The sequence below is a fragment of the Endozoicomonas sp. ISHI1 genome, assembly GCF_024606225.1.
Lineage (GTDB): Bacteria > Pseudomonadota > Gammaproteobacteria > Pseudomonadales > Endozoicomonadaceae > Endozoicomonas_A.
In genome coordinates this window covers 1-19,328 of sequence record NZ_JAGRPU010000011.1, presented here as the reverse complement: position 1 = coordinate 19,328, position 19,328 = coordinate 1, and the positions used below count along the sequence as shown (strand labels likewise).

20 protein-coding genes are annotated in these 19,328 nt (G+C 49.8%); 9 read left to right on the top strand and 11 right to left on the bottom strand.

The window, feature by feature from the left end:
• Nucleotides 1–248 precede the first annotated feature (248 nt).
• Both ftsH and rlmE read right to left on the bottom strand, forming a co-directional pair.
• Nucleotides 249–2,216: an ATP-dependent zinc metalloprotease FtsH gene (gene ftsH, locus KBW69_RS08995; RefSeq protein ID WP_257254766.1), complete on the bottom strand. Its 1,968-nt coding sequence runs from the start codon at nt 2,214–2,216 to the stop codon at nt 249–251.
• 325 nt (nt 2,217–2,541) lie between these two features.
• The gene (rlmE, locus tag KBW69_RS08990) at nt 2,542–3,162 is read right to left on the bottom strand and encodes a 23S rRNA (uridine(2552)-2'-O)-methyltransferase RlmE (RefSeq protein ID WP_257280662.1); all 621 of its coding nucleotides are present in this window, start codon (nt 3,160–3,162) and stop codon (nt 2,542–2,544) included.
• Between the two features lie 263 nt (nt 3,163–3,425).
• Between rlmE and yhbY the strand changes: the two genes are divergently transcribed.
• The 9 genes from yhbY (at nt 3,426) to KBW69_RS08950 (ending at nt 6,688) form a co-directional block, all read left to right on the top strand.
• Nucleotides 3,426–3,731, top strand: a complete 306-nt coding sequence (yhbY, locus tag KBW69_RS08985; RefSeq protein ID WP_257280661.1) for a ribosome assembly RNA-binding protein YhbY — start codon at nt 3,426–3,428, stop codon at nt 3,729–3,731.
• Nucleotides 3,732–3,969: 238 nt separating this feature from the next.
• Nucleotides 3,970–4,197 (top strand): HNH endonuclease, encoded by a 228-nt coding sequence (locus KBW69_RS08980; RefSeq protein ID WP_257280660.1) that lies wholly within the window; start codon nt 3,970–3,972, stop codon nt 4,195–4,197.
• Between the two features lie 57 nt (nt 4,198–4,254).
• Nucleotides 4,255–4,527 (top strand): hypothetical protein, encoded by a 273-nt coding sequence (locus tag KBW69_RS08975; RefSeq protein WP_257253698.1) that lies wholly within the window; start codon nt 4,255–4,257, stop codon nt 4,525–4,527.
• Between the two features lie 2 nt (nt 4,528–4,529).
• On the top strand, nt 4,530–4,814 hold the full coding sequence (locus tag KBW69_RS08970; protein WP_257280659.1) for a CopG family antitoxin: 285 nt from the start codon (nt 4,530–4,532) through the stop codon (nt 4,812–4,814).
• Nucleotides 4,815–4,866: 52 nt separating this feature from the next.
• Entirely contained in the window at nt 4,867–5,364 is a 498-nt protein-coding gene (locus KBW69_RS08965) for a DUF29 domain-containing protein (protein ID WP_257280658.1), read from the top strand.
• Nucleotides 5,361–5,849 carry a DUF29 domain-containing protein gene (locus KBW69_RS08960; RefSeq protein WP_257253693.1) on the top strand — a complete coding sequence of 163 codons (489 nt, stop codon included), beginning with the start codon at nt 5,361–5,363 and terminating at the stop codon, nt 5,847–5,849. The genes KBW69_RS08965 and KBW69_RS08960 overlap by 4 nt, the downstream gene beginning before the upstream one ends.
• Nucleotides 5,850–5,999: 150 nt before the next feature.
• The gene (locus KBW69_RS23705) at nt 6,000–6,125 is read left to right on the top strand and encodes an HNH endonuclease (RefSeq protein WP_368736449.1); all 126 of its coding nucleotides are present in this window, start codon (nt 6,000–6,002) and stop codon (nt 6,123–6,125) included.
• Nucleotides 6,126–6,155: 30 nt separating this feature from the next.
• Entirely contained in the window at nt 6,156–6,416 is a 261-nt protein-coding gene (locus KBW69_RS08955) for a type II toxin-antitoxin system RelB/DinJ family antitoxin (RefSeq protein ID WP_257280657.1), read from the top strand.
• Nucleotides 6,417–6,418: 2 nt separating this feature from the next.
• Entirely contained in the window at nt 6,419–6,688 is a 270-nt protein-coding gene (locus KBW69_RS08950) for a type II toxin-antitoxin system YafQ family toxin (RefSeq protein ID WP_257253690.1), read from the top strand.
• Nucleotides 6,689–6,827: 139 nt separating this feature from the next.
• On the opposite strand, the gene KBW69_RS08945 is transcribed toward KBW69_RS08950, so the two are convergent.
• From KBW69_RS08945 to KBW69_RS08900, 9 genes are all read right to left on the bottom strand, one after another.
• Nucleotides 6,828–8,003 carry a hypothetical protein gene (locus KBW69_RS08945; RefSeq protein WP_257253688.1) on the bottom strand — a complete coding sequence of 392 codons (1,176 nt, stop codon included), beginning with the start codon at nt 8,001–8,003 and terminating at the stop codon, nt 6,828–6,830.
• A 194-nt stretch (nt 8,004–8,197) separates the two neighbouring features.
• Nucleotides 8,198–9,424 (bottom strand): hypothetical protein, encoded by a 1,227-nt coding sequence (locus KBW69_RS08940; RefSeq protein WP_257280656.1) that lies wholly within the window; start codon nt 9,422–9,424, stop codon nt 8,198–8,200.
• Between the two features lie 268 nt (nt 9,425–9,692).
• Entirely contained in the window at nt 9,693–10,934 is a 1,242-nt protein-coding gene (locus KBW69_RS08935) for a hypothetical protein (RefSeq protein WP_257280655.1), read from the bottom strand.
• 268 nt (nt 10,935–11,202) lie between these two features.
• A complete protein-coding gene (locus tag KBW69_RS23475; RefSeq protein WP_306674525.1) occupies nt 11,203–12,414 on the bottom strand; it encodes a hypothetical protein in 1,212 nt (403 codons plus the stop codon).
• 219 nt (nt 12,415–12,633) lie between these two features.
• Nucleotides 12,634–13,818 carry a hypothetical protein gene (locus KBW69_RS08920; RefSeq protein ID WP_257280701.1) on the bottom strand — a complete coding sequence of 395 codons (1,185 nt, stop codon included), beginning with the start codon at nt 13,816–13,818 and terminating at the stop codon, nt 12,634–12,636.
• A 218-nt stretch (nt 13,819–14,036) separates the two neighbouring features.
• Nucleotides 14,037–15,338: a hypothetical protein gene (locus KBW69_RS08915; RefSeq protein WP_257280653.1), complete on the bottom strand. Its 1,302-nt coding sequence runs from the start codon at nt 15,336–15,338 to the stop codon at nt 14,037–14,039.
• 270 nt (nt 15,339–15,608) lie between these two features.
• Nucleotides 15,609–16,859 carry a hypothetical protein gene (locus tag KBW69_RS08910; protein WP_257280652.1) on the bottom strand — a complete coding sequence of 417 codons (1,251 nt, stop codon included), beginning with the start codon at nt 16,857–16,859 and terminating at the stop codon, nt 15,609–15,611.
• A 233-nt stretch (nt 16,860–17,092) separates the two neighbouring features.
• On the bottom strand, nt 17,093–18,265 hold the full coding sequence (locus KBW69_RS08905) for a hypothetical protein (protein WP_257280651.1): 1,173 nt from the start codon (nt 18,263–18,265) through the stop codon (nt 17,093–17,095).
• 270 nt (nt 18,266–18,535) lie between these two features.
• Nucleotides 18,536–19,328, bottom strand: a 793-nt coding sequence (locus KBW69_RS08900) for a hypothetical protein (RefSeq protein ID WP_257280650.1), incomplete at its 5' end; no start/stop codon positions are given.

The following is a 19,328-nucleotide window of genomic DNA, read 5'->3' as shown; positions in this document are numbered from 1 at the left end:
GGCCAATATCATTATTCGTAGTACAAAGAGAGAATAGCCAAGAATTTATGCATCGCTATATAAGCTAATTATTCTGCGCCACACAGCCAACCGCATTATCAACCTCTTCACCGGCAAAACTGATCGGCAATCATGGCTGGTGGGATGTCCATAATAAGTCTCCACATTGTCAACTTATTTCAGGACGGGACAAATCATACAAAAAAGGCAGGATAACAATCCTGCCTTTTTTGTTTTGTCAGAAGGGATCAGTGTTCGCCAGCAGGCCCACCGATAGGTCCTTTCTTATCATCATCGCTGTCGGCAACTTTTGGCTCAGATGCTTCAGGAGCCTCTTCCGCCTTGATACCTGCATCACCGTCACCGTTAGATGAGGAACCAGAAGACTCCTTAGGTGGACGAGGCTTCTTGCCTGACATAATGTCATCAATCTGATCAGTATCAATGGTTTCATACTGCATCAACGCATCTGACATCAGGTCCAGCTTATCGCGGTTTTCCTTGAGAAGTCGCTCAGCAGTGTTATAGCACTCATCAATGATGCTACGCACTTCTTCGTCGATCATCTTGGCGGTTTCGCCAGACACATTCATGCGTCCGCCGCCACTGCCGTAGTTCTTGCCCAGGAATACCTCGCCTTCTTCATCATCATACTGAAGAGGTCCCAGCTTCTCGGACAGCCCCCATTTGGTCACCATATTTCTGGCAATCTGGGTTGCACGCTGAATATCGTTGGATGCACCGGTGGTGACGCCCGCTTTACCCAGCGTCATTTCTTCAGCGATGCGACCACCAAAGAGTGAACAGATCTGACTCATCAGAGCTTCTTTACTCTGGCTATAACGATCTTCCTCAGGCAGGAACATGGTGACACCCAATGCACGACCACGAGGAATAATACTGACCTTGTATACCGGATCGTGGTCAGGCACCAGACGGCCAACAATAGCGTGACCAGCTTCATGATAGGCCGTATTACGTTTTTCTTTCTCGCTCATCACCATGGACTTGCGCTCAGCACCCATCATGATTTTATCTTTAGCAAGATCGAACTCGTGCATACCCACCGTGCGCTTGTTGGCGCGGGCAGAAAACAATGCCGCTTCGTTCACCAGATTAGAAAGATCGGCACCGGAGAAACCCGGAGTACCACGAGCAATCACTGCAGGCTCAACGTCATCCCCAATAGGTACCTTGCGCATGTGTACTTTCAGAATCTGTTCACGTCCTCGGATGTCTGGCAGACCCACCACAACCTGACGGTCAAAACGGCCGGGACGCAGAAGCGCCGGATCCAGTACATCTGGACGGTTGGTTGCAGCAATTACGATGATACCGTCGTTTGCTTCAAAACCATCCATCTCTACCAGCAGCTGGTTAAGTGTTTGTTCACGCTCATCATGACCACCGCCCATGCCAGCACCACGGTGACGACCCACTGCATCAATCTCGTCAATGAAGATAATGCATGGTGCCTGCTTTTTAGCTTGTTCGAACATGTCTCTGACACGGGAAGCACCCACACCCACAAACATTTCAACAAAGTCGGAGCCAGAAATGGTGAAGAAAGGCACCTTGGCTTCACCGGCAATAGCCTTGGCCAGCAGGGTTTTACCTGTACCAGGAGGACCTACCATCAGCACGCCACGAGGAATGCGGCCACCCAGACGCTGGAACTTGCCCGGATCTTTCAGAAAATCTACCAGCTCCTGTACGTCTTCCTTGGCTTCTTCAACACCTGCCACATCAGCAAAAGTGGTCTTGATCTGATCTTCCGACAGCAGCCTGGCTTTACTCTTGCCAAAGCTCATCGGGCCACCACGGCCACCGCCGCCACCCTGCATCTGTCGCATAAAGAACATGAAGACAGCAAGAATCACCAGAATCGGGAAACTGGCAACCAGCAACTGTGTCCAGATGCTTTGCTTTTCAATAGGCTTGGATTCGATTTGAACGTTGCCGCGCAGCAGCTCGTCCATCAACTGATTATCGGGCACTGCCGGGGGCAGGTTGGTCTCAAAACGCTCACTGCTGTTCATGAGTCCGGTAATAGTAAATCCGTCAATCACTACTTTGCTGACTTGACGATTTTCTACCGCACTGATGAAGTCAGAATAACTGAGCTTCTGGGTAGAGGACTGCATTCCATCGAAGTTTTTGAATACGGTCAACAGCACCAGGGCAATGATGACCCATAAAATCAAGTTTTTTGCCATATCATTCAAAGGGCTACCCTCACTTGAGCGTACTGAAGCCTGTGGCGAACGGTTTTAAAGGGCATAATTACCGGCTCTGCTCTCTCGTATGGTTAATTCGCACCTCCTACCATACACGAATGGCAGAGAGGGGGACAGTCATCAGCTGGCTATTGGGCAGATAGAAAAAATCTATAATACCGGCAGGTCTGCTTTAAACTGCGCTGCGACAAGGTTTTTCTGGTTTACCTGACGGGTTGTCAGGTTTCTGTCAAGATTCGATAGCGCTTAACCATCCCCCCTTGAACAATCAGAACACTCCAACATCCCGGTTAAGTAAATGTTCTCAGGATACAAAATTTCTGGCCAACAAAAACACCTCTCTGGACCTTGCCCTTGAAGAGCCTGGTTTGCGGGTAATCACTTTCTGGAATGAGGTTTTCATGTCCTTGTGATACTCCTGATACCCTTCCCCCTGAAATGCTTTGGTCAGGAAAGAGCCGTTTTTCTTCAGCACCTGCCTGGCCAGATCCAGAGCCAGCTCAGCCAGATACATAGCTCTGGGCTGATCAACGGCCAGCGTACCACTCATATTGGGGGCCATATCTGAAATTACAAGGTCTACTTTGTCACTGCCGATAGTTTCAAGGATTTTTTCCAGTACAGCGTCCTCGGTAAAGTCGCCCTGAACAAAGTCAACCCCGGCAATGGGGTTCATGGGAAGAATGTCTGAAGCCACCACACGACCGTTATCACCTACCATCTCGATAGCTACCTGGGACCAGCCGCCCGGAGCCGCACCCAGATCAACCACTTTCATCCCCGGCTTGATCAGCTTGTCCTTCTCCTGAATCTCGATCAGCTTGTAGCTGGCCCGGGAACGGTAGCCGTCTTCTTGTGAGCGTTTAACATATTCGTCTTCAAAGTGCTCCTGTAGCCAGCGGGCACTGCTTTTGGATCTGGCCATTTCTACCTTACACTATCTACCTTAAAAACTTTATTCATGACTCTTGGACTTGTGAGCCATAGAGAATAAAGTACAATGATGAACTTTTGATCAACAGTTTCCAAGCCGGTCTTTCCCAATCTTAACAAAAACCGGGAAGCGAGCCCCCGACTGAGGTATGTGATATACAACCTTGTTTTATCGCCCACCAGGAACCTGTTGCCCGGTTGTCATGGCTGTAGGCAATCGGCTTACTGAATATTCAGCCTCAGGATTCTGAAATCATGAGCATTAGTTCTGAAAAAAAGAGACACTTCCGTTCCCTCGGTCACAAGCTGAAACCTGTCGTAATGGTAGCGGGCAACGGTCTGAGTGATGGTGTTATTGAAGAGACAGTGCGTGCCCTGCACGATCACGAGCTGATCAAGGTAAAGTTTGCCTTAGGCGATCGTGAAATCAAGAAAGAAGCCATTACCGAGCTGTGCAACCGGACTCATGCAGAACTGATTCAAACCATTGGCAACATTGCTCTTATCTATAAAGAGAATAAGGACGCCAAGCCTAACCTTTCCAATGTCAAAAGCTTTTGATATTTCAGGGTGCCTGAGTTTAAGGCACTCCGTTCAGTTCCTTATTGTATAAAAAGTTCAGAGCATTTAATTCAAGTCGCACACTGTTAATTGCACAGAAAGAATCCATGCAGGGCTCATCCAATAAACGGCAACATGTGGCTCAAAGTGCTCAACTACTATGAACCCCGTGACAAACGTTATCGGCAGGCTGATGGCCGTTGACGATGTGGTCAACAAAAAAGGTGTCTATGGATAATTGCTGTCGGGCAATGAAAAACACCTGAATCTGCGAGCCTTTACGAACAGCCAGAAACACACCCTTTATGAGGGCCAGAAAGGCATCTGCAACCAATGTGAAGAGTCCTTCAATACCGACCAGATGGAAGCCGACCACATCACCCCTTGGTCAGAGGGTGGCAAGACTGAGCTGGAGAATGGTCAGGTGCTTTGCCGGGAGTGCAATCGCAGAAAGTCCAATCACTGAGTTACGATTGTCCGGTCCAATTGATGACAAAAGGCACACACCCTCTATACTTCTCTCATGAAACGCTTTAACTGGAACCCCCAGAAGAATCAGCAGCTGATCCTGGAACGGGATCGGTCCTTCGAGGAAGTTATTTTCCACATAGAGAATGGCGGCCTGCTGGATGACATCGCCCATCCTAACCAGCAAGCCTATCCCCATGAGCGGATCTTTGTGGTGAATGCACAAGGTTACGTCTGGTTGGTGCCTTACGTGGAAAGCGAGCAGGAGTACTTTTTAAAAACACTGATTCCCAGCCGCAAATTTACCCATGACTATTTAGGAGATTGAACATGAAAAAAACAACACTGGATAACGAGGAGCAAACGTTGCTCGATGCCCTTGAACGGGGTGAATATGAATCCGTGATGACGCCTGAGCGCAAGGCGATGCTGGAAGCGGCGGCCAGAGAGACGTTTAAAAAGGATAAGCGTATTAACATCCGCATTTCCCAACAGGATCTGCTGGCGATTCAGTCACGGGCCCGGCGGGAAGGGATTCCATACCAGACACTGGTGTCCAGTATTCTCCATAAGTACCTGTCCGGCGTTTTGCGGGATGTCTCAACGCTGCCTTAACAATGGGGTGGCCATCACCTCATTACATGAATGACAAAAGAGGAGATCACCAATGGATAGTTTATACAAAACCGACTACACCGCATGGCTAGGCCAGCAACGGGAGCTACTGGCCCAGCGCCAATTTGACCAGCTTGACTTAGACAATCTGTTGGAGGCGATGGAGTACGAGATGGGTAATTATGTTGAAAATTTGGAGTCTCATCTTGTTATTTTGGTATTGCATCTTTTGAAGTATCAGTATCAAACGTTTGTACTCAACCCGCAGCTTCTGGAACCAGAATATTTCAGAAGCTGGCACGACAGCATCTCTAACGCACGTAACGACATTAACGACTTGATTAAAAAACACCCACACCTACAACCCCAGCAGGATGAGGCTTTAGCAAACAGTTACCCTAAAGCCAAAAAAAGGGCTATAGAGCAGATGAACCGATTTATAACTAACAAGCGTCACCTTATGAACAAAAACAGTTTTCCCAAGGAATGCCCGTGGACGTTTGAACAGATCACGACAGAAGACTGGCTGCCTGGGGAGGATGAAGAATGAAAAGTTTGTACGAGACTGACTATCACCAATGGCTAGGCCAGCAGCGTGAATTGTTGGCCGCTAAGCAATTCGATCAACTGGACATCGACAATCTGTTGGAGGCTCTGGAACACGAGATGGGTAATGACGTCAGAGAATTATGTTCTCATTTAGTGATATTGTTGGTTCATTTGCTCAAATATGACTATCAGAAACGAATTCTGAAAGACCCTTGGGTGGAAGATAAAGTTCTTCAGTCATGGATACCCAGTATCAACAACCCTAGAGATGAAATTGATCTTCACGTTGAAGAAAACCCTTACTTGAGCAATTACTTTCAAGAATCACTCGAAAAAGCCTACGTCAAAGCCAAAAAAAGCGCTATGGAAGAATTAAACCGTTACATAAAAACAGAAAGCAAGCGGCTGAATAAAAACAGTTTTCCCAAGGAATGCCCATGGAGCTATGAGCAGGTTACAGAAAGGGGTTGGCTGCCCGGCGATTAATTACTCATTGATCAAGTACAGGCAAGGTGATCAATAATCAACCCACCTTCCCCAGCAACGCTTCCCGCTCTTCCCGACTCATCCCCCGCAACATCTCTGCCAGCAGACTGTGCATCTCACCAATAGGCGGCTGAGGAACGCCAGAAAGGCATCTGCAACGAGTGTGAAGAGTTCTTCGACATCAACCAGATGGAAGCCGATCACATCACCCCATGGTCAGAGGGCGTATACAGGCTCTTGAATGTTGAATTGTGTCCCGTTTGGCCTACACTATAAAACGCCATTCAATAATCAGAGGGAACCGTCATGAGCAAAAGCGCTGTCGTCAAAGCCAGAGTGGAACCTGAGCTGAAGAAACAGGCTGAAGCGGTGTTTCGCAAGATCGGGCTGAACACGACACAGGCCATTACGCTTTTTTATACGCAGGTTGAGTTGTGCAACGGGTTGCCGTTTGATGTGCGTATTCCTAACGAAGAGACTTTGAAGGCTTTCGGGGAAAGCGACAAAGGGGAAGGGTTGGTAGAGTGCAAAGATCTGGATGACCTGTTTAAGAATCTGGATATTTAAGCGTGTTGATTCCCGTATTTTTAAACCGCTTTCAGAAGGATGTTAAAAAAGCGAAGAAGCAGGGGAAAGATATGGACAAACTCAAGTTTATCACCCGCCAGCTGGTAGAGCAGATGCCCCTGGCTGCCAGGCACAAAGATCACCTTTTAACCGGGAATTTTAATGGCAGGCGGGAATGCCATATTGAGCCAGATTGGTTGTTAATCTACAGGCTGGACGATGATCGCATTGTGTTTGAACGGCTCGGGAGTCATTCCGAGCTGTTCAGATAGGAATCAGTTGCAACCGCCCCATGAGAGATTGAAGTATTCAGCCTCAATTCAGAGTCGCTTCAACTGCGTGCAAGTGCGGTTGAACTCAGCGTTAGCTGCCAGTGTTCACCAATGATTCGATGGCTGACAGTTGAGTCTGTCAGTTAAACAGAGTTGAGAGATAATCCAGGGGCGCGTAAAACTTTTTCCACTGAGTCCATCCGGTCTCTGAAAGGCCTTGTTCCAGTGAATAGCCATAAACGACGTAGCCTGAAAGACCGTTGACAACCGCGAAAGTCAACGCAGGCATCAGAGTGACACCGGCTTTGATAAACGGGTCGTTTGAGGTTATCTTCAAACTGCCCAGCATAAGCAAGGCTCCGACTCCGCCGAGGATCATAGTTCCAGCTTCGGCAACAGCTCCAATTCCGAATCCGATTCCGGCCCCGGCTAAGGCTCCGACTAATGCCCCTGCGGCTCCGACTGAGGCTACGGCTGTCGCTCCGGCTCCGACTCCGGCTCCGGCTCCTACGAAGATTACGGCCCCGACTCCAGCTCCTGCTATGACTTCGGTCTTTGTCTGTCTGTCCACATCAATTGTTAGCACTGAAATAATTCCCGAGAGAGTACCCACAATCACTGCGCTGACAACAGAAGCAAGAGTCGCTTTTGCTGGCCTGTAGCCTTTATGGATCATCGCTTCATAGGCGACAGCCCCTGCCACAATCCCATTCATCATAGAAAATATTTCATATTCCCCAGCCAAATACCATTCGGTTGCAATATCCCTTGTACTCATTTTTCTTAGAATTAGCGCTGAAATAGCGCTGGCTCCGGTTCTTGTTAACGCTTCAGAAGCAAGGTAGATCATGACTACAACAGGCATGTGCTCCCTCTTTATCGTACTAGCGGCATTAGCTGCCATTCCTGCACCGGCAAAATACAAGGGTCTCCACCAGCGCTGTTCCAGAGGCCAGGGAGACACATGCCCGGCCAACGCTACTTCGGCAGTGGTGATCACGGGAGCCAGCTGCGAACAGAAATCTGTTTTCAACGGCTCCAGCTCCTTTGTATCCGATGCAGCCAGATCATATGTGCTTGAAAGCCCGGAGACTATTCCCGCTGTTTTACAGATACCCCACCATACTCCCAGATTGAGCAAGGTGGACAAAGAGACTCCAGCAAGGCTTTCCGTTAGCTCAAGCCCGTTTGCCACCAGTACGGAATCATTAAGAGGCTCAAGAAAATCAAAATCTTTTTTTGAGGGGGGGCTGGCTTGTGCCATCGAATAGAGCAAGCACAAAAGTAACGGACATAGGTTGAATGAGTTATTCATGGTGACTTCCCAGCTACAGTGATTGAACTGGAAATATAGATTCTATTCGGAGCTATGAGTGACAATGTTCATAACTACAAAGTGCGTTGCAAATAAGACAACTATCAAATGCTTCCAATAGACTGAGCCTCCGGCAGAGCGACTGAAGCAGGCATTAGCTGCCTGAGTTTACCTCTGGCTGACAGTTGAATCCGTCACTTAAAAAGAGTCGAGAGATAATCCAGAGGCGCATAGAACTTTTTCCACTGAGTCCAGCCGGTCTCTGAAAAGCTTTGTTCCAGTGGATAGCCATAAACGGCGTAGCTTGAAAGACTATTGATAACAGCGAAAGCCAACGCAGGCACCAGAGTGACACCGGCTATGATAAACGGGTTGTTTGAGGTTATCTTTGAACTGCCGAACATAAGCAAGGCTCCAACTCCACCCAGAGTCGAGACTCCAGCCAAGGTTACAAGTAATGCTGCTGCTCGTGCTCTGCCTCCAACTACGGTTCCGGCTACGGCTCCGGTTGCAGCTCCGGTTGCAGCTATGGATATGGCTCCTGATCCGGCTCCAGCCAGAGCCAAGAATCCGATTTTGGTTGAAGTTACAGTTCCGATTCCGGTTATGACTCCGGCTCCGGCTCCGGCTCCGACTCCGGCAACTGCCAAAACTCCGGCCTTTGTCTGTCCGTCCAGATCAATAGTTAACACTGAAATAATTCCAGAGAGGCTACCCGCAATGGCTGCGCTAACAGCAGAGGCAAGAGCCGCTTTTGCTGGCCTGTAGCCTCTATGGATCATGACCTCAAAGGCGACAACCCCTGCCAAAATCCCATTAGTCACAGAAAATATTGCGTATTCCACAGCCGCATAATGTTCAGTTTTAATATCCCCTACGCTCATTTTTCTTAGATTTAACGTCGAAATAGCACCGGCTCCAGCTCTTGATACCGCTTCGGACGCAAGGTAAGTCAAGACTGCGACAGGTATGAGCTTCCTCGCTTTTGTATTGGCGGTATAAGCTGCCATTCCTGCACCGGCAAAATACAGGGGTTTCCACCAGCGCTGTTCCAGGGGCCAAGGGGACACATGTCCGACCAGCGCCACTTCGGCGGTAGTGATCACGGGAGCCAGCTGCAAACAGAAATCTGTTTTCAACTTCTCCAGCTCCTTTGTATCCGATTCAGCCAGATCATGTGTGCTTGAAAGCCCGGAGACTATTCCCGCTGTTTTACAGACACCCCACCATATACCGAGATTAAGCAGGGTAGATAGAGAGACCCCAGCAAGGCTTTCCGTTAACTCAAGTCCGTTTGTGACCAGTGCGGTGTCATTAAAAGGCTCAAGAAAACCAAAATCATTTTGTGAGGGGAGGCTGGCCTGTGCCATCGAGTAGAGCAAACACAAAAGTAACGGACATAGGCTGAATGACTTTTTCATGGTAATTTCCCAGATACAGTGACTGAACTGGAAATATAGATCCCAAACGGAGCCTGCGTGCGGAATCATAAACAACAAATGTCGTACACTGTTAATTGCATAGAAAGAGCCAATGCAGTGCTCATCCAACAATCAGTTGCTACCGACCGATGAGACATTGAAGTATTCAGCCTCAATTCAGAGCGGCTTCAATTACGTGCAAGTGCTGTTGAAATCAGCGTTAGCTGCCAGAATTCACCGCTGATTCATTGACTAACAGTTGAATCTGTCAGTTAAACAGAGTCGAGAGATAATCCAGGGGCGCATAGAACTTTTTCCACTGAGTCCAGCCGGTGTCTGAAAAGCTTTGCTCCAGTGGATAGCCATAAACGGCGTAGTTTGAAAGACTATTGACAACAGCGAAAGTCAACGCAGGCACCAGAGTGACACCGGCTTTGATCAACGGGTTGTTTGAGGTTATCTTCGAACTGCCCAACGTAAGCAAGGCTCCAGCTCCGCCCAGGGCTGTGGCTCCAGCAATGACTCCGCCTAAGATTCTGCCTCTAACTCCGATTCTGGCTCTGGCTCCGGCTCCGGCTCCGGCTCCGACCAAGGCTCCTGCTATGACCCCGATTCCTGCTCCGGCTGAGGCTCCGTGTTCGGCCCCGGCGGTTCCGACTAAGGCTACGGCTCCGGCTTCCGCTCCGACTAAGGCCAGACCTAAGGCTACTACTCCCGCTCCGATTCCGGCTTCGATTCCGACTCCAGCCTGCGCCTGTCCATCCAAGTCAATGGTTAGCAATGAAATAATTCCAGAGAGGCTACCCGTAATCGCTGCGCTGACAACAGAAGCAAGAGTCGCTTTTGCTGGACGAAAGCCTTTTTGAATCATGGATTCATAGACGACAGCCCCTGCCATAATCCCATTAATCAAAGACAATATTGCGTATTCCCCAGCCGCATACCATTCAGTTGCAATATCCCTTGCGCTCATTTCTCTTAGAATTAGCGCCGAAATGGCACCGGCTCCAGCTCTTGATACCGCTTCGGACGCAAGGTAAGTCAAGACTGCAACAGGTATGAGCTGCCTCGTTTTCGTATTGGCGGTATAAGCTGCCATTCCTGCACCGGCAAAATACAGGGGCTTCCACCAGCGCTGTTCCAGGGGCCAGGGGGACACATGTCCGACCAGCGCCACTTCGGCGGTAGTGATCACTGGAGCCAGCTGCAAACAGAAATCGGTTTTCAACTTCTCCAGCTCCTTTGTATCCGATTCAGCCAGATCATGTGTGCTTGAAAGCCCGGAGACTATTCCCGCTGTTTTACAGACACCCCACCATATACCGAGATTAAGCAGGGTAGATAGAGAGACCCCAGCAAGGCTTTCCGTTAACTCAAGTCCGTTTGTGACCAGTGCGGTGTCATTAAAAGGCTCAAGAAAACCAAAATCATTTTGTGAGGGGAGGCTGGCCTGTGCCATCGAGTAGAGCAAACACAAAAGTAACGGACATAGGCTGAATGACTTTTTCATGGTAATTTCCCAGATACAATGACTGAACTGGAAATATAGATCCCAAACGGAGCCCGCGCGCGGGATCATAAACAACAAATGTCGTACACTGTTAATTGCATAGAAAGAGCCAATGCAGTGCTCATCCAACAATCAGTTGCTACCGACCGATGAGACATTGAAGTATTCAGCCTCAATTCAGAGCGGCTTCAATTACGTGCAAGTGCTGTTGAAATCAGCGTTAGCTGCCAGAATTCACCGCTGATTCATTGACTAACAGTTGAATCTGTCAGTTAAACAGAGTCGAGAGATAATCCAGGGGCGCATAGAACTTTTTCCACTGAGTCCAGCCGGTGTCTGAAAAGCTTTGCTCCAGTGGATAGCCATAAACGGCGTAGTTTGAAAGACTATTGATAACCGCGAAAGTCAACGCAGGCACCAGAGTGATACTGGCTTTGATCAACAGGTTGTTCGAGGTTATCTTCGAACTGCCCAGCATAAGGAAGGCTCCTACTCCGCTTAGGGCTGTGATTCCAGCAAAGGCTCCACTTAGGGCTCCGACTCCGACTCCGGCTCCAGCTGCTGCTCCGGTGACTCTGGCTCCGGCTAAGGCAAAGGCTATGGTTCCGGCTCCGGCTCCAGCCAAGACTCCGGTTCCGATTCCGGCTAAGGCTCCGACTCCAGCTGCGCTTCCGGCTGAGGCTGCGGCTCCGGTTCCGGCTAAGGCTACGGCTCCGGCCTTCATCTGTCCGTCCACATCAAATATTGACAATGAAATAATTCCCGAGAGGCTACCCGCAATCGCTGCGCTGATAACAGAAGCAAGCACCACTTTTGCTGGCCTGGAGCCTTTATGGATCATGGCCTCATAGACGACAGTCCCTGCCACAACCCCATTAATCGCAGATAATATTGCGTATTCCCCAGCCGCGTACCATTCACTTTTAATATCCCTTACGCTCATTTTTCTTAGAATTAATGCCGAAATAGCGCTGGTTCCAGTTCTTGATACTGCTTCGGACACAAGGTAGGTCAAGACTGCGACAGGTATGAGTGCCCTCGTATCCGTATTAGCAGCATAAGCGGCCATCACTGCACCGACAAAATACAGGGGTTTCCACCAGCGCTGTTCCATAGGCCAGGGAGACACATGTCCGGCCAGCGCCACTTCGGCGGTGGTGATCATGGGAGCCAGCTGCAAACAGAAATCCGTTTTCATTTGCTCCAGCTCCTTTGTATCCGATTCAGCCAGATCATGTGTGCTTGAAAGCCCGGAAACTATTCCCGCTGTTTTACAGACGCCCCACCATATACCCAGATTGAGCAGGGTAGACAAAGAGACTCCAGCGATGCTTCCCGTTAACTCAAGCCCGTTTGCCACCAGTGCGGTGTCATTAAGAGGCTCAAGAAAATCAAAATCATTTTGTGAGGGGGGGCTGGCCTTTGCCATCGAATAGAGCAAACACAAAAGTAACGGACACAGGTTGAATAACTTATTCATGGTGATTTCCCAGATACAGTGACTGAACTGGAAATATAGATTCTATACGGAGCTTATGAGTGACAATATCCTTATCTACAAAGTGCAGTGAAAATAAAGCGCGTTGCAAACAAAGCAGCTATCAAATGCTTCCAACAGACGGCGCCTTCGGCGCAGCCACCGCAGCAGCCGTTAACTGCCAGAATTCACCGCTGATTCAGTGGCTGACAGTTGATTCTGTCAGTTAAACAGAGTCGAGAGATAATCCAGGGGGGCATAGAACTTTTTCCACTGAGTCCAGCCGGTCTCTGAAAAGCTTTGTTCCAGTGGATAGCCATAAACGGCGTAATTTGAAAGACTATTGACAACAGCGAAAGTCAACGCAGACACCAGAGTGACACCGGCTCTGATAAACGGGTTGTCTGAGGTTATCTTCGAACAGCCCAACGTAAGCAAGACTCCGACTCCGCCCAGGGCTGAGGCTCCAGCTCCGGCTCCGGCTCCGGCCAAGGATCCGGCTAAGGATCCGGCTGCGGCTCCGACTCCAGCTCCGACTCCAGCTCCGGCTAAGGCTCCGGCCAAGGCTAAGGCTCCCGCTCCGGCTCCCGCTCCGTCACCGGCTGAGACATAGGCTATGGCCCCGGTTAAGACTCCGGCTCCGGCCTTTGTCTGTCCACTCACATCAATTTTTGATACTGAAATAATTCCCGAGAGGCCACCCGCAATCGCTGCGCTGACAGCAGAGGCAAGAGCCACTTTTGCCGGCCTGAAGCCTGTATGGATCATGGCTTCATAGACGACAGCCCCTACCATAATCCCACTAGTGATGGACAATACTGCGTATTCCCCAGTCACATACCTTTCATTTGTAATATCCCTTACGCTCATTTTTCTTAAAATTAACGCCGAAATAGCGCTGGCTGCAGTTCTTGATACCGCTTCGCACGCAAGGTAGGCCGAGACTACGTAAGGTATGAGTTTCCTCGATTTCGTATTGGCGGCATAAGCTGCCATTCCTGCACCTGCAAAATACAGGGGTTTCCACCAGCGCTGCTCCAGAGGCCAGGGAGACACATGTCCAGCCAGCGCCACTTCGGCGGCAGTTATCACGGGAGCCAGATGCAAACAGAAATCCGTTTTCAAATGCTCCAGCTCCTTTGTATCCGATTCAGCCAGATCATGTGTGCTTGAAAGCCCGGAGACTACTCCCGCTGTTTTACAGACACCCCACCATATACCCAGATTAAGCAGGGTAGACAAAGAGACTCCAGCGATGCTTCCCGTTAACTCAAGCCCGTTTGCCACCAGTACGGTGTCATTAAGAGGCTCAAGAAAATCAAAATCACTTTTTGAGGTAAGGCTGGCCTGTGCCATCGAATAGAGCAAACACAAAAGTAACGGACACAGGTTGAATAACTTATTCATGGTGACTTCCCAGATACAGTGACTGAACTGGAAATATAGATTCTAAACGGAGCTATGCGTGACAATATCCCTATCTACAAAGTGCAGTGAAAATAAAGCGCGTTGCAAATAAAGCAGCTATCAAGTGCTTCCAACAGACGGCACCTTCGGCGCAGCCACCGCAGCAGGCATTAGCTGCCAGAATTCACCGCTGATTCAGTGGCTGACAGTTGAGTCTGTCAGTTAAACAGAGTCGAGAGATAATCCAGGGGCGCATAGAATTTTTTCCACTGAGTCCAGCCGGTCTCTGAAAAGCTTTGTTCCAGTGGATGACCATAAACGGCGTAGTTTGAAAGACTATTGAAAAAAGCGAAACTCAACGCAGGCACCAGAGTGAAACCGGCTTTGATAAACGGGTTGTTTGAGGTTATCTTCGAACTGCCCAACATAAGCAAGAGTGAGACTCCGTTGAAGGCTGAGGCTCCAGCTGAGGCAGCGACTCCGGCTCCGGCTCCGGCTGTGACTATGACTCCGACTGAGGCTACAGCAAGGGTTTCGGCTCTGGCTCCGAGTCTGGCTAAGGCTCCGGCTCCGGCTCCGACTAAGGCTGCGTCTTCGACTACGGCCGTGACTGCGACTAATGCTCCAGCTCCGACTGAGGCTACAGCTACGTCTTTGGCTCCTAGTCCGGCTAAGGCTGCGACTCCTGCTCCGATGACTACGGCTCCTGCTCCGGGTAAGACACTGGCTACGACTCGGGCTGCTGCTGAGACTCCAGCCTCTAGCTGTCCGTCCACAACAATTGTTAGCACCGAAATAATTCTCGAGAGGGTACCCGCAATAGCTGCGCTGACAACAGAGACAGTAGTCGCTTGTGCTGGCCTGATGCCTTTATGGATCATGACTTCGTAGACGACAGCCCCTGCCACAACCCCATTCATAATAGACAATACTGCATATTCCCCAGCTGCATACCATTCAGGTGCAATCTCCCTTGTTCTCATATTTCTTAGAATTAGCACCGAACTAGCGCTGGCTGCAGTTCTTGATAACGCTTCGCCAGCGAGGTAGATCAAGACTGCAACAGGTATGTGCTCCCTCGTTTTCATACTAGCGGCATAAGCTGCCATTCCTGCACCGGCAAAATACAGGGGTTTCCACCAGCGCTGTTCCAGAGGCCAGGGAGACACATGTCCGGCCAGCGCCACTTCAGCGGTGGTGATCACGGGAGCCAGCTGCAAACAGAAATCTGTTTTCATATGCTCCAGCTCCTTTGTATCCGATTCAGCCAGATCAGATGTGCTTGAAAGCCCGGAGACTATCCCCGCAGTTTTACAGACACCCCACCATATACCGAGATTGAGCAGCGCAGACAGAGAGACTCCAGCAATGCTTTTCGTTAACTCAAGCCCGTTTGCCACCAGTGCGCTGTCATTAAAAGGCTCAAGAAAATCAAAATCATTTTGTGAGGGGAGGCTGGCCTGTGCCATCGAATAAAACAAACACAAAAGTAACAGACACAGGCTGAATGACTTATTCATGGTGGTTTCCCGGACACGCTGACTGAGTTGGAAATTATAGATCCCAAACGGAGCCTGAGCGTGGGACCATAAACAACAAAAAGTCGTGCACTGTTAATTTCATAGAAAGAGCCAATACAGGGCTCATCCAACAATCAGTCGCTACCGCCCCATGAGACATTGAAGTATTCAATCTCAATTCAGAGTCGCTTCAATTACGTGCAAGTGCGGTTGAACTCAGCGTTAACTGCCAGAATTCACCGCTGATTCAGTGGCTGACAGTTGAGTCTGTCAGTTAAACAGAGTCGAGAGATAATCCAGGGGCGCATAGAACTTTTTCCACTGAGTCCAGCCGGTCTCTGAAAAGCTTTGTTCCAGTGGATAGCCATAAACGGCATAGTTTGAAAGACTATTGATAAGAGCGAAAGTCAACGCAGGCACCAGAGTGACACTGGCTTTGATCAACGGGTTGTTTGAGGCTACCACCGAACTGCCCGACATTAGCAAGACTCCCACTCCGCACAAGGCTGAGCCCAAGACACTGATTCCGACTCCGGCTAAGGCTCCCGCTCCCACTCCGGCTCCGTTCAAGGCTCCGACTCCGACTCCGAGTCCGGCTCCGGCCACGACTCCGGTTATAACTCCGGTCGCAGCTCCGTGTAGAGCCCCGACTCCGTTTACAGCTCCGATTGCGTATACAACGCCGAATCCGGTTACAGCTCCGATTCCGGTTAAAGCTACGATTCCGTTTACGGCTCCTGTTCCGACTTCGACTCCAACCTTTGTCTGTCCGTCCTCATCAATTATTAACTCCGAAATAATTCCCGTGAGGGTACCCGCAATCGCTGCGCTGACAGCAGCAGCAAGAATCGCTTTTGCTGGCCTGAAGCCTCTGTGGATCATGGCTTCATAGGTAACATCCCCTGCCATAAGCCCATAAATCGGAGACAATATTCTATACTCCCCAGCCGCATACCATTCCGTCGAAATATCCCTTACGCCCATTTTTCTTAGAATTAGCGCCGAAATAGCGCTGGCTCCAGTTCTTGATAACGCTTCCGAAGCGAAGTAGCTCAAGACTGCAAGAGGTATGAGCTTCCTCGTTTCCGCATTAGCAGCATAAGCTGCCATTCCTGCACCGGCAAAATACAGGGGTTTCCACCAGCGCTGTACCAGGGGCCAGGGAGACACATGCCCGGCCAGTGCCACTTCGGCGGTGGTCATCACGGGAGCCAGCTGCAAACAGAAATCCGTTTTCAACTTCTCCAACTCCTTTGCATCCCATTCAGTCAGACCATGTGTGCTTGAATGCCCGAAAACTATTCCTGCTCTTTTACATACACCCCACCATATACCCACATTGAGCAGGGTAGACAAAGAGACTCCAGCAATGCTTCCCGTTAACTCAAGCCCGTTTGCCACCAGTGCGGTATCATTGAGAGGCTTAAGAAAATCAAAATCATTTTGTGAGAGAGGGCTGGCCTGTGCCATGGAATAGAGCAAACACAAAAGTAACGGACAAAGGTTGAATGACTTTTTCATGGTAATTTCCCAGATACAGTAACTGAACTGGAAATATAGATTCTATAAGGAGCTATGAATAACAATATCCTTAACTACAAAGTGCGTTGTAAATTAAAGTGCAGTGCAAATAGCGCGGTACAAATAAAGCAGCTATCAAATACTTCCGACAGACTGTGCCTTCGGCATAGCCACCGGAGCAAGCATTAGCTGCCAGAATTCAACGCTGATTCAGTGTCTGACCGTTGAGTCTGTCAGTTAAACAGAGTCGAGAGATAATCCAGGGGGGCATAGAACTTTTCCCACTGAGTCCAGCCGGTCTCTGAGAGGCCTTGTTCCAATGGATAGCCATAAACGGCGTAGTTTGAAAGACTATTGATAACAGCGAAAGTCAACGCAGGCACCAGCGTGACAGCGGCTTTGATAAGCAGGTTGTTTGAAGTTATCTTCGAACTGCCCAACATAAGCAAGGCTCCGGCTCCGCCCACGATTGTGGCTCCAGCTAAGCCTGCGGCCATTGCTTCGACTTTGGCTACGACTACGGCAACGGCTACGGCTCCAGCTCCGGCTCCGGCTAAGGCTATGAGTCCGGCTTCGGCTCCGACAAAGGCAGTAACTCCGGCTCCGGCACCGGCTACGGCTCCGTATATGGCTGCGACTACAGCGTTTGTCTCTCCGCCCACATCAATTGTTAGCATTGAAACAATTCCCGAGAGGGTACCCGCAATAGCTGCGCTGATAACAGAAGCAAGAGTCGCTTTTGCTGGGCTGAAGCCTATATGGATCATGGTTTCATAAGCGACAGCCCCTGCAATAATCCCATTCATCGGAGAAAATATTGCGTATTCCCCAACCGCATACCATTCAGTATTAATATCCCTTACGTTCATTTTTCTTAGCATTAACGCCGAACCAGCGCTGGCTCCAGTTCTTGATAACGCTTCGGACGCCAGGTAGGTCAAGACTGCGACAGGTATATGCTCCCTCGTTTTCGTAGGAGCAACATAAGCTGCCATTCCTGCACCGGCAAAATACAGGGGTTTCCACCAGCGCTGTTCCAGGGGCCAAGGGGACACATGTCCGGCCAGTGCCACTTCGGCGGTGGTAATCACGGGAGCCAGCTGCAAACAGAAATCTGTTTTCATTTGCTCCAGCTCCTTTGTATCCGATGCAGCCAGATCATGTGTGCCTGAAAGCCCGGAAACTATCCCCGCCGTTTTACAGACACCCCACCATATACCCAGATTAAGCAGGGTAGACAAAGAGACTCCAGCGATGCTTCCCGTTAACTCAAGACCATTTGCCACCGGTGCGGTGTCATTAAAAGGCTCAAGAAAATCAAAATCATTTTGTGAGGGGGGGCTGGCCTTTGCCATCGAATAGAGCAAACACAAAAGTAACGGAAAAAGGTTGAACGACTTATTCATGGTGATTTCCCAGATACAGTGACTGAACTGGAAATATAGATCGTAAACGAAGTCTGAGCGCGGGAATATAAACAACAAACGTCGTACTCTTTTAACTGCATAGAAAGAGCCAATGCAGGGCCCATCCAACAATCAGTTGCAATCGCCCCCCACGAGACATTGAAGTATTCAGCCTCAATTCAGAGTCGCTTCCATTAAACGCAACTGCGTTTGAACAAAGCGTTAGCTGCCAGAGTTCACCGCTGATTCAGTGGCTGACCGTTGAGTCTGTCAGTTAAACAGAGTCGAGAGATAATCCAGGGGCGCATAGAACTTTTTCCACTGAGTCGAGCCGGTCTCAGAAAAGCCTTGTTCCAGTGGATAGCCATAAACGGCGTAGTTTGAAAGACTATTGACAACAGCGAAAGTCAGCGCAGGCACCAGAGTGACACCGGCTTTGATCAACGGGTTGTTTGAGGTTATCTTCGAGCTGCCGAACATAAGCAAGGCTCCGACTCCCCCCAGGACTGAGGCTCCAGTTACGGCTACGACTCCGACTCCAGTTACGGCTCCGGCTCCAACTCCGGCTGCTGCTCCGACTCCGGCTCCGCCTCCGACAAAGGCTCCGACCAGGGCTAAGGCTCCAGCTCCAACAAAGGCTACGGGCCCGGCTCCGGCTACGGCTCCGGCTCCGGCTACGGCTACGGCTCCGATTCCGGCTCCGAGTCCGGCTACGATTCCAGCCTGTGGCTGTCCATCCAAATCAATGGTTAACAATGAAATAATTCCCGAGAGGGTACCCACAATCGCTGCGCTGACAACAGAAGCAAGTATCGCTTTTGCTGGCCTGAAGCCTTTATGGATCATGGCCTCATAGGCGACAGCGCCTGCCAAAATCCCACTAAACATCGAAAATACTGCGTATTCCACAGCCGCATACCATTCAGTTTTAATATCCCTTACGCTCATTTTTCTTAGAATTAACGTCGAAATAGCGCTGGCTCCAGTTCTTGATACCGCTTCGGAAGCAAGGTAGGTCAAGACTGCGACAGGTATGTGCTGCCTCGTTTTCGTACCAGCGGCA